A 12,293-nucleotide genomic window follows, 5' to 3' on the forward strand; every position below is an offset into this window, starting at 1 on the left:
CATTCCAAGGATTTGCAGTACGAGTAGAATGGAGGGGGAAGTACAAAATGAAACAATTAATGCTTGTTCTTATAGAAAATTAGTGGTACATTATATTCCGAGAACAAATAGTAATGATTACGATTAAGTTTTTTGACAATAAATACAGGTCCAAATTCCATAAGCTAAGGTTTGATTCTCACTAAATCAGAGGTGAAACAATGAGTGATTATTTAATGAAAACACTGACCGATCATATTGTCCGTACCCTGCCGCAAAAAAAGAGAGAAATATATAACTATGTGATAAAGATGGAGGATGAGATTGCAGAAGAAGTGACTTCTTCAGGAGAGTTCATGGACCGTCTCAAACATGACTCTCCTCATAAACGTGCAGCGGAACATTTTGACTTAACTTTGTTTGAATTATTACAAATGATGAAAGAAATGGAGGAAGAAATCGCCTGCCAGCTTGCCTCGAAAATGGATGATGTCAAGTGGATCGATTGTACAGACATCATTCGAGCTAGATCGAATGTAAAGGAAAATCAAAAAATCTACTTTGTATCACTTCCGCATTCGTAACGAAACTGGAATCAGTCAAAGGGGGAAATGGCACGGGATATGCCAGGCAGAGTCCTGTAATTTTATGGGCTCGTCTACGCTTATCATCATAAAGAGTGGGAGGTTATGAAAATGTTAGATGATCTATATCGTAAAATTGTGATGGACCACGCCAAATACAAACGAAATTATGGAGCGATGGACGGAGAAAGAGATATTCATAAAATCCATTATAAAAATCCTACTTGCGGAGATATTATGGTCTTATATGTAAGCGTAAGGGAAGGGGGAATTGAAGATTTATCTTTCGAAGGCGAAGGCTGCAGCATTAGTATGGCTTCATGCTCCATGATGACTGAGCTTTTAAAAAACCGTACCGTAGAGGAATGCCTGAAGAAGAGACGTGCCTTTGAGCGCTTAATAAGGGAAGGGGAACAGGAGGATGAGATTGATTTAGGGGATGCCGCATCTCTCCAGGGCGTACATAAATTACGGGCAAGACATCATTGTGCTCTTATGCCTTGGAAAGCACTTGATCAATGGTTGGAGGAGCAAAAAACATGACGGCAATTGATACAAGAATCCCTGTAACCATAGTAACGGGGTATTTGGGATCGGGTAAGACCACTTTCCTTAATCAGCTGCTCAAGCATACAGAAGAAAAAACAGCACTCATAGTGAACGAATTTGGAGAGATAGGGATTGATGATCAGCTCATTGAACAAACGAAAGAAGAAATCATCGAAATAAACAGTGGTTGTATTTGCTGTAATGTACGCAAAGATTTAATTGATACGTTATCCATGCTTGCGATATCCAGGCACGAGAAAATGATTGAGTTTGACCGCGTGATTATTGAAACGACAGGACTCGCTGATCCTGCACCTGTTGTGCAGACATTCCTGATGGACAAAGAAATGGTCGAAGATTATTTCATCGATGCGGTTTGTACATTGGTTGATGCGAAGCATATTTCCAGACACTTGGATCAACAGGGGGAAGCTATCAATCAGATCGCTTTTGCAGACGTTGTTCTTGTCAACAAAGTGGATTTGGTAACAAAGGATCAGCTTACGGATCTGCGAAAAAGATTGGAACGCATCAATCCCACCGCCTCGCAACACCTTTGTGAGAACAGCCGGATTTCACCGGATGAAGTTCTAGGGATTCATTCCTTCGACTTGCAGGAAAAATTGAAAGTACATCCGGATTTTTTGAACAGCCATCACCATTCCCATGATGACGAAATTTCTTCTTTGGCTCTCCGGGAAGGAAAACCATTGAATTTGAAAAAGCTGAACCTTTGGTTCTCCTTTCTCGTCCAAATTCAGGGAGAGCATTTATATCGGTACAAAGGGGTTTTGAACATTGAAGGAAAAGAAAAACGCTTTGTCTTTCAAGGCGTTCATATGCTTTTTGCAGGAGAGGAAGCAGGTTCGTGGGGAGAGGATGAGCGTGTAAGTGAGCTTGTATTTATTGGAAAGAACTTAGATAAAAAAAGTCTTACGGAACAGTTCCGGCAGTGTGTGACGGATTAGAAATTTTTTTGCAAAGTTTTAAATCGTAATGTTTACTATTTAATGGAGAGGAGGATTCTCATGAACCAATACGATGTGCTCATTGTAGGTGCAGGTGCTTCAGGAATTGGAATAGGAATTCTCATGAAGCAAATGGGATGTGAAAATTTTTGTATCATAGACCGGGGGGAGATTGGGGAAACCTTTCGGAGATGGCCGGAAGAAATGAGATTTATAACCCCATCTTTTCCATCTCAAGGATTTGGCCAAACAGACTTAAATGCAGTAGCACCCAAAACTTCTCCGGGTTATACGTTAAATGAAGAACATCCTACAGGAGAAGATTATGCGGAATATTTGGAGTTGTTGGTCAGCCACTATGAATTGCCTGTCCAAACAGGAGTAGAAGTGAAGAGTGTAAATAAATCAGAGAAGCGGACGTTTGAGGTGACCACTTCACAAGGACCGCTTTCGAGTAAGTATGTGGTTTGGGCAGCAGGAGAGTATCAATATCCGGATACGAAGGTTTTCCCGGGTGCAGAGTTATGTATTCATAACAGTCACGTTCACGCATGGAGAGAGATGGAAGAAGAAGATTACCTCGTCATAGGCGGGTATGAAAGTGGACTTGATGCTGTGTACCAGTTGAATAAATGGAAGAAAAATACACGGATTCTGGCAAAGACACCAACATGGAAGATTGACAGTAGTGATCCTAGTACGATTTTATCGCCCTACACGTTTAAACGAATGCAAGAAGCGATACCTGAAGGAAGAATCGAAATCTTTGAACATCAAACGGTCCATTCCGTGTCAAAGGAAAAGGGTATGTATTATGTGGATACGATGGAAGGAAAACAATGGACTACACATACACCACCGATTTTAGCGACAGGATTCAAGGGCAGCACCTCGATCATTTCGCATTTATTTGAAAGTGGAAAGCATGGAAAACCTCTAGTCAATGATCAGGATGAATCGACGAAGTGTGAGGGGTTGTATCTATGTGGCCCTGAGTTACGGCACGACAGTCATGTGTTTTGCTTTATATATAAGTTTCGGCAACGATTTCCTATCGTCGCCAAAGCGATTGGCTCACAGTTGAATTTGAATATGGATATTCTTGATCTATATAGAAAGGAAAGTTTCTATCTGGATGATTTATCGCAGTGTGGAGAGCGTTGTGAATGCTGACGAATAAAAGGAAAGAAGAGAAAAGAACAGTAGCCTTAGCAGGGCTTGAATCTGTAGGTAAAACGGGTCTATTCAGACATCTGACCGGTCACCAGACAGGTGTGGAAACCAATGTGAAGGGCTCCACTGTAACCATATCAAGTGGGGCTATAAAGCAGGATTCCACAATGAAAATAGTGGATACACCAGGTATTCTTTACAAAGATGATAGCATCACCACCCAAATGGCGTTGAATCAGATCAAAGATTTGGAAGAGGTTCTCTTGGTTGTGAAAGCCTCACGTCTAAAAGATGACTTGCTCCAATTAGAAGAGCAATTGGAGTTAAGAGGAAAGAACGTTGTGGTAATAGCTACTCACAGCGATAAATTTCAACCAGATGAAGAAGATAAACAGTTTACCCGAAAATTATTGAATGTCCCTGTCATATGGTGTAATAGTCGTTCACTTAGTGAAGAAAAGCAGAATGAAATAGGGGAGGCCATTCAGACTTCCTCGATCTGGGAGATGAACAGTCAGTTACTATCGTTTTTACCGGGCGGTTTAGAAGAAATAAATTCAAGCTGGATGGAAAGATTACTAGCTAAACGGCTGGTAGGGCCTTTCCTCGCTTTATTCATAGTTATAGCTATGTTCGCTGGGCCGGTTATTGCAGCATATTTATTTTCCAGTTACCTCCAGCCTATTTCAGAAGACGTACTGTTACATCCTTTAAAAGAAGGCCTTGCGCATGTTCCGGAATTCATACAAGTGTTATTGGTAGGAAGCTATGGTGCTCTAACTCTTGGCTGGTACTCATTTTTATGGGCGTTTCCAGTCGTTTTTCTCATCGGTTTAAGTGTGGCGATTACGGAAGAGACGGGTGTCCAGGAACATATCACCTATGCATTGAACCCATGGCTTATGAAAATTGGTTTATCAGGAAGAGACCTCATCCCAGTTTTAACTGGTTTTGGGTGCAACGTAGTAGCTGTGATGCAGAGCAGGAGCTGCAGCAGTTGTACAAGAGGGGCTTGTATTTCGATGATCTCTTTTGGTTCCGCTTGCAGCTATCAAATCGGGGCGTCTTTATCGTTATTCGGCTCTGCTGGTCACCCGCTTTTGTTTATTCCTTATATCTTCCTATTGTTCTTAGTGGGGGCGGTCCACACTAGAATCTGGGAAAAGAACGCTACTCCGCTAACTTCTGTTCCTTCTCTTCCATATTTACAGGCTGTTACGTGGAGAGGTGTAAAGTATCGCTTAACGGGTATACTGAAGCAATTTTTAATTCAAGCGATGCCTATTTTCATTATCATTTGTGTAGTCGCTTCTTTGCTCCAATATTTTGATGTTATGCAGGGGATGGCCGCTCTTTTCTCTCCTTTATTGACAGTGTTTTCATTACCGGCGGATGTTGCGCCGGGTGTGATTTTCTCTATCTTCCGTAAAGATGGGATGATGGTGTTGAATGAAGGAGAAGGGGCTCTATTACAAACGTTGGAGACGTGGCAAGTGTTTGTAGTCGTGTATTTCGCGTCTACGCTGTCTTCCTGCCTTGTCACCTTGTTCGCCATTTATAAGGAAATGGGTTTCATACATGCATGTAGAGTCTTAGGGAAACAAATGACCACTTCAATGATCAGCACATTACTATTGGCTGTCATTTTGTCGTCATTGTTCCATTAAAAATACAAGGAGGTATCCTATGAATAAGAAAATACCTGTCACAGTTTTGAGTGGTTACTTAGGTTCAGGAAAAACCACGTTACTCAATCATCTATTAAACAACCGCGACGGACTTAAAATCGCTGTCATCGTCAATGACATGAGTGAAATCAATATCGACGCAGACCTAGTGGAAAAAGGCGGCCATTTCTCCAGGGTGGATGAGAATTTGGTCGAGATGTCCAATGGCTGCATCTGCTGTACGTTAAGAGAAGATTTATTGATCGAAGTGGAAAAGATTGCAAAAGCCGGGGATGTGGATTATATCGTGATTGAGTCCACAGGGATCAGCGAGCCTGTACCGGTTGCGCAAACCTTTTCTTATATCGATGAAGAGCTTGGAATCGACCTTACCCGGTTCTGTCGTTTGGACACGATGGTAACGGTGGTAGACGCTTACCGGTTTTGGCACGATTATGAATCCGGAGACCGCCTGTTGGACAGAAAGCAGGCGGTAGGCGAAGAGGACGAACGAAATTTGGCAGATCTGCTGATCGACCAAATTGAATTTTGCGATGTGCTTCTATTGAATAAATGCGACATGGTGACGGAAGAGCAGCTGGATGCCTTGACAAAAGTGGTGCGGACGTTACAGCCTGATGCGGAAATCATCCCAACAACGTATAGTGAAATCGATCCGGATAAGATTTTAAATACGCATCGTTTTGATTTTGAAAAGGCGAGTCAATCGGCTGGGTGGCTCCAGGAATTAATGGCAGGTCCTGAGGCCCATACCCCGGAAACGGAAGAATATGGGATTCAGTCTTTTGTATATCAGAGAAGGCTTCCTTTTCATTCCCAACGCTTCTACGATTGGATCAGCCGGATGCCAACTTCGATTGTAAGAGCTAAAGGAATTTCATGGTGTGCCACAAGGAATGATCTGGCGCTTCTCTTATCACAAGCAGGCCCATCGGTTTCCATAGAACCGGTCTCCTATTGGGTAGCCGCCCTCCCGAAAGAACAAAAAGACCGTACGATTATGCAAAACCCGGATGTGTTGAACGATTGGGATGTAGAGTACGGTGACCGAATGACCAAGCTGGTTTTCATTGGAGTGGAACTTGATCAGAAAACGATTACCAAAGAGTTGGACGAGTGTTTGTTAACGCCTGAAGAGGCGGACATGGAATGGTCGGAGATGGAAGATCCCTTTAACTGGGAAGTCAAATCCTATCAATGAAAATAAAGAAGGTGACAACATGATACTATCCCGTGAGTCTATACAAAACAAGGTGGAGAAAGAGGAGTTGGGCATCGATCCATTTATCCTGGATCATGTGCAGCCTGCTTCTGTTGACTTGACTCTGGGCAGGCATTTTATGACAGTGGATGAACATAGTACAGGCAAACTGTCTTTTAAACAGAAAGCTTCCTATCGCGATATCTATATTGGCCATAATGAATCCATGATTATCCCTCCTCATTCATTTATTCTTGCGACGACGAAGGAATGGGTGAAATTACCTGATGATCTCACCGCGTTTGTCGAAGGGAGAAGTTCAATCGGGAGGATGGGGTTGTTTGTGCAGAATGCAGGCTGGGTGGATCCGGGATTTGAAGGACGCATCACGCTGGAATTGTTCAATTCAAATCGGTGCCCGATTGAATTGACGGAGGGATGGAGAATCTGTCAACTCGTTCTTGCCCAGATGGATCGACCGACGAACGCCTATAAAGGTAAATATAGGGGTCAATCCAGTACAACGGCTAGTGCCGTATATCGAGATAAAGAGAATCATTTTAAAAATTTTAAATCGTAATGATTATCATTAAAGGAGAGCATACAGAATGGCTAAGAAATCTAAAATAGCAAAAGAGAAAAAAAGACAGGAGATGGTAGCGAAATACGCGGAACTTAGAAAAGAGCTGAAAGCCAAAGGAGATGATGAAGCACTTCGAAAACTACCGCGTGATTCCTCTCCCACACGTTTAACAGGGAGGTGTGAAGTGACGGGAAGACCGCGTGGCTATATGAGAAAGTTCAAGATGTCCCGGATCGCCTTCAGAGAATATGCACATAAAGGTCAGATTCCCGGGGTGAAAAAATCAAGCTGGTAAGTGACCTGTGACCGGCTTTCAGTTCCTGAAGAATTGCAGGTAGAACAGGATTATGATAAGAGCCACGGATATCTAATGAGTAAAGGGTGAAGTCTATTGGACTTACAAACAGCCATCCACACCTTAAAAGAAAAAGGATATAAACGTACAAAACAAAGAGAGAGAATGCTGAAGATTTTCATCGATCAGCCTCACTATCTGGCAGCTAAAGATGTCATAGGGAAAGTCCAGGAATATTTCCCTGGTGTCAGCTATGCCACCGTTTATAAAAACCTTTATCTTCTAACCGAGGAAAAACTATTAGAAACCATAGAGATGAATAGGGAAAAGCATTTCCGGCTTGCGCGTCCGGGCCATAAGCATCTCTTTATTTGTAAGGCATGCAGGGAAACGAAAGATATCGACCTTTGTCCGATGGAACTCATCAAAAATGATTTGGAAGGGTACTTTATTGAAAATCACAAGTTTGAAGTTTACGGGATTTGTCCTCAATGTCATGGAAGTGTCAGGTAACTCATATTAAAAGTAATGATTACTATTTACAAACCGTAATGGTTACGATAAAATCAAGTGTGGAAGAGAAGGAGGAGAACGAATGTTTAAGAAATTTTTAGGATTATTCAGTTTATGTTTCATTATTTTTACCATGGCTGCATGTAATGGGGAAGAGGCAAGCAGTGATGAAAGTGAAAAGGAATCTCAGGATTCAACGGAAGAGATGAAGGTGTTCACAACGGTTTATCCCCTTCAGTTTTTCACAGAACAAATTGCTGGAGATCTAGCTTCAGTAGAATCTATTCTGCCACCGGGAACCGACCCTCATACTTATGAACCAACGACGAAAGAAATGATAGAAATCGCGGAATCAGATGCTTTCATTTATAACGGTGCAGGATTAGAGCCTTATGCGAAGAAAATCTCTGATTCTATCGAGTCGGAAGATGTTCAAATTCTTGAAGCATCCAAAGGCATTGATTTGAAAGATCACAGCCACAACCACGGCGAAGAAGATAACCACGACGAACATGCTCACGATGAGGACGAACATGCCGACGAAGAAGATAGCCATGACGACCATGCCGATGGTGAAGGCAGCGACGAAGGGGAACATGAGGGGCATCACCATGGCGACCAGGACCCTCACGTTTGGCTGGATCCGATTCGTTCCATTGAAATGGCCGAACATATTAAAGACACATTAGTTGAAATAAACCCTGAACAGGAAGACGTATTCCTAGAAAACTTTGAGAAGCTGAAAGAAGATCTTGAACGTTTAGACGAAGAGTTCCATACGAAGATGGAAAGCCTGCCTGGGAATAAGATTATCGTATCCCATGCCGCTTATGGCTATTGGGAAGAAAATTACGGAATAGAGCAGGTGGCGGTCTCTGGACTAAGCCCTGCGAATGAACCTTCACAGAAGGACCTGGAAAATATCGTGAAAACGGCTGAAGAAAATGGCTTGAACTATGTACTTTTCGAACAGAACGTAACCCCTAAAGTAGCAGAAGTTGTACGCCAGGAAATCGACGCCGAGACGTTACGCATCCACAACTTATCTGTTTTAACGGAAGAAGACATTCAAAATGATGAGGATTACTTCAGCCTCATGAAGCGTAACTTAGAAGTCCTTTCAACCGCTTTAGCGAATCCTTCAGCCGCTTCAGACAACGCTGATGAGTCTGAGGAGCACGATCATGACCACAGTCATGAACATGGGCATGACGAAGAAGCGGAGAAAATTTATGAGGGATACTTTGAAGACAGCCAAGTGGAGGAACGAAAACTTTCCGATTGGGAAGGAGACTGGCAGTCGGTGTACCCTCACCACCAAGACGGAACGCTTGATGAAGTCTATGCTCATAAAGCAGAAGACGGAGACAAGACAGCGGAAGAATACAAGGAATATTATGAGCTGGGGTATAAGACAGATGTGAATCGTATTGATATTCACGGAAAGACCGTCACTTTTTATGAAGATGGAGAAGAACGATCCGGGGACTATGTCTCGGATGGGTATGAAATCTTAACTTACGAGAAAGGCAATAGAGGGGTAAGATACATCTTTAAACTGGAGGAAGAAGCGGAAGGACTTCCGAAGTATATCCAGTTTAGTGATCATAATATCTATCCAACCGAAGCGGATCACTATCACCTGTACTGGGGCGATGACCGTGAGGCGTTGCTTGAGGAAGTGAGTCACTGGCCGACCTACTATCCATTAGATATGGATGGACAGGAGATCGCCCATGAAATGATGGCCCATTAAGATTCTATTCTGGTTATCATAACTATTCCGGTGATCAAAGAAGGGGGAAAAGCTGAAGACTGAACATGGTCTTCAGCTTTTCTATTGTTCGCGCATGAATACATAGGGGTGGTCAATGATCTATTCTACAAAAACACATCACACCCAATTGGAGTATGGAGAGGAATAAGTATGAAACAGACGCATAAAACGATCGATTTCACATGCAAAAGCGATTTCAACATGCCTATAGAATGGAGAAGGAAATTACAGATCGAAGACGGCATGACCGTCACGTTTAACGTCGTGAATCATCGGATTGTTATTAAGCCCGCTTACGAAAGAACCCTGGATGTGATGAGCACGGTGGGAAGAAAAGGACTGATTTATGTACCGAAAGAAATACGTACCTACTTTGAGCGGAAAGGCTTGAAACGTTTCCATATGGATATAGAAGAAGGAGAGATGGCTGTAATCATGAAGCCTATGCAAGAATAAGGAGAATGGATTCCGGATATTGGGAAGTATCGTTTTTGTTCCATCCCCTAAAGATTTCACTACCTATCTCCCCCCATATAGGCATATGCCTCTTCCACATTGTAAACATGCTAGGAGCGAACCACCATGCCGTGGTTCGCTTTTTTTCGTTATCCATCAGGCGGCTGTCCATACTCTTGTAAAAGAATGATTTCATGGCCTCGAATGAAGGATGATATTAAGAATACTCCTGCTTTATGGTGTGCTCAGAGACTGTTGTTGATTTGAGCGTATCCATCGATGTTCAAGCGACCAATAGTCTTCGTTCTGATGAATACCCACCTTCAAATTCGGAGTCCTACAATCGAATGAGGCCTTTGGATGAATTTTAGGAAAAGCTATTGGTTCATACGCATATTTTTCTTCTTTAGATAGTAGATTGTCTTAAATAGTAACGTTTACGATTTAAAAAATGGAGGAGGATGCTGTTCGTGCTCATACCGACGTATATGATTAGTGGCTTCTTAGGAAGTGGAAAAACCACCGTTTTATTAAAAATGATCCAAGAATGTGAGAGGAAGAACCAACGGGTAGGGGTGATTTTGAATGAACTGGGAGAAGTGAATATAGAAAAACCTCTCTTTCAAAAACAAAACGTGAAAGAACTATTAAATGGCTGCATATGCTGTACTATCAAGAAAGATTTAGAGACGACACTGGATGAATTGATAGAGGAGGCGCAAAGGAATAAGCTGGACCTTTTAATTATTGAAGGAACAGGCGTTTCCAACCCTCTCGAAGTGAAGAAAGTATTAGAGAATCCTGTTTATTCGTCTCATTTCCGTTTGTATTCGATGATTAGTTTAATAGACTCCAGTACCTTTTTAGAGTATCAAAGTGTTTTTTCAAGCACGGCGGACATACGGAAGCTGCTGGAAGAACAGATGACCAGCGCCGATGTCATTCTGTTAAACAAACAGGATCTTACTAAAGAGAAGACCTTAAATAAAACCATGAGGAAAATCAAAGGACTTGCAGGAGATTCCGTTCCGATCTTTCAGACGACCTATGGGCGGGTCCCACTGGAGGAGTTATGGAAGAGACGAACCGATCATTCTACTTCTACCCATTCTTCAACGGAAATGAGAGAAGAGGCGGCCCATTCCCATCATCATTCCGGGTTGCAGGCAATAAAGATTGCCCCCGTGCCAATGGTGAAGAAACAGGAGCTGGAAAATTGGTTGAGCCACTTACCTAAAACGGTCTTACGAGGAAAAGGAGTCGTGAATCTTGCAGGGCATGAAGGACTTTATTCCTTTCAATATTCCTCCAACACCCTGGAGTTTGAAAAGATTCAACAACAAGCAGGAATTCATCCGGCCATCATTTTGATCGGCGACCGGATCCAGCGGACCGAACTTCTGAACAGCTTCCACCGGATAGGAAAGCGATAAAGGAACAGCTGAAACTTAAGGACCGCAGAATGGATGATTGATGGTGGAACGAGAATAAGCATGGGATAGGAGGAAGCTATGACTTTCAGGCTTTACAACACACTATTGGATGTGACAGCCGTTTTAGCTTTTGTTATGGTTGCTTACTTTGTTACGTATAGTCAATGGGTGGGAAAGAGTGTTTCCATGATCCTTCCCGGTTCTTTCAACCAGCTGAACACGATTTTTCTCAGTCTCATCATTGAGGCCATTCCTTTTGTACTCATTGGCGTTCTCATTGCCGGGTTTATTCAAATGTTTATTACAGAAGAACATGTGAAGCGGTGGATCCCGCAAAATAAGTACCGGGCAATCCTGATGGGCTGCCTGGTGGGATCTGTTTTTCCCGCCTGTGAATGTGGCATCGTCCCCATTGTCAGGCGGCTGGTAGCAAAAGGAGTGCCCTTGCCCGCGAGTATTGGATTTCTTCTAACGGGACCATTGATCAACCCGATTGTCATTCTATCCACGTTTATGGCCTTTGGGAATGATATGAAAATGGCAGGGTTACGGATGGGTGTGGGCTTTGTTGCGGCGCTGCTGATCGCCCTCTTGATCAGTACTTTATTCAAGTCGAACCAGCTCAAACACTCGGTTTCAGGGTTGTATGGTTCTGAAGGGTCCCCGCAAACAGAGGTATCGTTCATGAAAAAGCTTAAAGGCATGTGTATCCATTCGATTGACGAATTCTTTGATATGGGGAAGTACTTAATTATTGGTGCATTCGTTGCTGCATTTGTTCAGACGTATGTACAAGCCCAGTCCCTCTTTTTGTTCGGAGAAGGATTGATGGGGGCGACGGTCGTCATGATGGGACTTGCTTTCGTGTTGTCCTTATGTTCAGAGGCGGACGCTTTTATCGGAGCATCCTTTAGCAGTTTGTTCCCTTCCGGAGCTGTTTTAGCCTTCTTAATCTATGGACCTATGATCGATTTGAAAAATACCATCATGCTGTTGAGTGTGTTCAAATCCAGGTTCGTGTTCATATTATTCCTTTCGATCACGGTCATTGTTTTCTTATGTACGATCACTATATCTTTGGTGGGCAGGTGAGT

13 protein-coding genes are annotated in these 12,293 nt (G+C 42.8%); all 13 read left to right on the forward strand.

Annotation, left to right across the window (positions count from 1 at the left end; translation table 11 throughout):
- The first annotated feature begins 200 nt into the window (after positions 1-200).
- The 13 genes from ACQ4XT_RS13975 (at position 201) to ACQ4XT_RS14035 (ending at position 12,291) form a co-directional block, all read left to right on the forward strand.
- Positions 201-563 carry a hypothetical protein gene (locus ACQ4XT_RS13975; protein ID WP_446854203.1) on the forward strand — a complete coding sequence of 121 codons (363 nt, stop codon included), beginning with the start codon at positions 201-203 and terminating at the stop codon, positions 561-563.
- A 111-nt stretch (positions 564-674) separates the two neighbouring features.
- Positions 675-1,106, forward strand: a complete 432-nt coding sequence (sufU, locus tag ACQ4XT_RS13980; protein WP_446854204.1) for a Fe-S cluster assembly sulfur transfer protein SufU — start codon at positions 675-677, stop codon at positions 1,104-1,106.
- A complete protein-coding gene (locus ACQ4XT_RS13985) occupies positions 1,103-2,080 on the forward strand; it encodes a CobW family GTP-binding protein (RefSeq protein ID WP_446854205.1) in 978 nt (325 codons plus the stop codon). The genes sufU and ACQ4XT_RS13985 overlap by 4 nt, the downstream gene beginning before the upstream one ends.
- 60 nt (positions 2,081-2,140) lie before the next feature.
- Entirely contained in the window at positions 2,141-3,253 is a 1,113-nt protein-coding gene (locus ACQ4XT_RS13990) for an NAD(P)/FAD-dependent oxidoreductase (protein WP_446854206.1), read from the forward strand.
- Complete coding sequence (locus tag ACQ4XT_RS13995; RefSeq protein WP_446854207.1) at positions 3,247-4,920, forward strand: nucleoside recognition domain-containing protein; 1,674 nt, start codon at positions 3,247-3,249, stop codon at positions 4,918-4,920. Before ACQ4XT_RS13990 ends, ACQ4XT_RS13995 begins: the two co-directional genes overlap by 7 nt.
- Positions 4,921-4,939: 19 nt before the next feature.
- Entirely contained in the window at positions 4,940-6,142 is a 1,203-nt protein-coding gene (locus ACQ4XT_RS14000) for a GTP-binding protein (protein WP_446854208.1), read from the forward strand.
- A 19-nt stretch (positions 6,143-6,161) separates the two neighbouring features.
- Entirely contained in the window at positions 6,162-6,722 is a 561-nt protein-coding gene (gene dcd, locus ACQ4XT_RS14005) for a dCTP deaminase (protein WP_446854209.1), read from the forward strand.
- 28 nt (positions 6,723-6,750) lie between these two features.
- A complete protein-coding gene (gene rpsN / locus ACQ4XT_RS14010) occupies positions 6,751-7,020 on the forward strand; it encodes a 30S ribosomal protein S14 (protein WP_446854210.1) in 270 nt (89 codons plus the stop codon).
- A 96-nt stretch (positions 7,021-7,116) separates the two neighbouring features.
- Positions 7,117-7,533: a Fur family transcriptional regulator gene (locus ACQ4XT_RS14015; protein ID WP_446854211.1), complete on the forward strand. Its 417-nt coding sequence runs from the start codon at positions 7,117-7,119 to the stop codon at positions 7,531-7,533.
- Between the two features lie 82 nt (positions 7,534-7,615).
- On the forward strand, positions 7,616-9,289 hold the full coding sequence (locus ACQ4XT_RS14020; protein WP_446854212.1) for a metal ABC transporter solute-binding protein, Zn/Mn family: 1,674 nt from the start codon (positions 7,616-7,618) through the stop codon (positions 9,287-9,289).
- A 171-nt stretch (positions 9,290-9,460) separates the two neighbouring features.
- Positions 9,461-9,766: an AbrB/MazE/SpoVT family DNA-binding domain-containing protein gene (locus ACQ4XT_RS14025; RefSeq protein ID WP_160911682.1), complete on the forward strand. Its 306-nt coding sequence runs from the start codon at positions 9,461-9,463 to the stop codon at positions 9,764-9,766.
- 470 nt (positions 9,767-10,236) lie between these two features.
- A complete protein-coding gene (locus ACQ4XT_RS14030) occupies positions 10,237-11,199 on the forward strand; it encodes a CobW family GTP-binding protein (RefSeq protein ID WP_446854213.1) in 963 nt (320 codons plus the stop codon).
- A gap of 78 nt (positions 11,200-11,277) precedes the next feature.
- Positions 11,278-12,291: a permease gene (locus ACQ4XT_RS14035; protein WP_446854214.1), complete on the forward strand. Its 1,014-nt coding sequence runs from the start codon at positions 11,278-11,280 to the stop codon at positions 12,289-12,291.
- Positions 12,292-12,293: the final 2 nt, after the last annotated feature.

This window comes from Halobacillus sp. 12SKB, assembly GCF_052941655.1.

Bases quoted from the DNA above. Each gene is read 5' to 3' on its own strand.
- ACQ4XT_RS13995 (WP_446854207.1), top strand. From the start codon at position 3,247: ATGCTGACGAATAAAAGGAAAGAAGAGAAAAGAACAGTAGCCTTAGCA.
- ACQ4XT_RS13990 (WP_446854206.1), top strand. From the start codon at position 2,141: ATGAACCAATACGATGTGCTCATTGTAGGTGCAGGTGCTTCAGGAATT.
- ACQ4XT_RS14000 (WP_446854208.1), top strand. From the start codon at position 4,940: ATGAATAAGAAAATACCTGTCACAGTTTTGAGTGGTTACTTAGGTTCA.
- ACQ4XT_RS13975 (WP_446854203.1), top strand. From the start codon at position 201: ATGAGTGATTATTTAATGAAAACACTGACCGATCATATTGTCCGTACC.
- ACQ4XT_RS14025 (WP_160911682.1), top strand. From the start codon at position 9,461: ATGAAACAGACGCATAAAACGATCGATTTCACATGCAAAAGCGATTTC.
- dcd (WP_446854209.1), top strand. From the start codon at position 6,162: ATGATACTATCCCGTGAGTCTATACAAAACAAGGTGGAGAAAGAGGAG.
- ACQ4XT_RS13985 (WP_446854205.1), top strand. From the start codon at position 1,103: ATGACGGCAATTGATACAAGAATCCCTGTAACCATAGTAACGGGGTAT.
- sufU (WP_446854204.1), top strand. From the start codon at position 675: ATGTTAGATGATCTATATCGTAAAATTGTGATGGACCACGCCAAATAC.
- rpsN (WP_446854210.1), top strand. From the start codon at position 6,751: ATGGCTAAGAAATCTAAAATAGCAAAAGAGAAAAAAAGACAGGAGATG.
- ACQ4XT_RS14020 (WP_446854212.1), top strand. From the start codon at position 7,616: ATGTTTAAGAAATTTTTAGGATTATTCAGTTTATGTTTCATTATTTTT.
- ACQ4XT_RS14035 (WP_446854214.1), top strand. From the start codon at position 11,278: ATGACTTTCAGGCTTTACAACACACTATTGGATGTGACAGCCGTTTTA.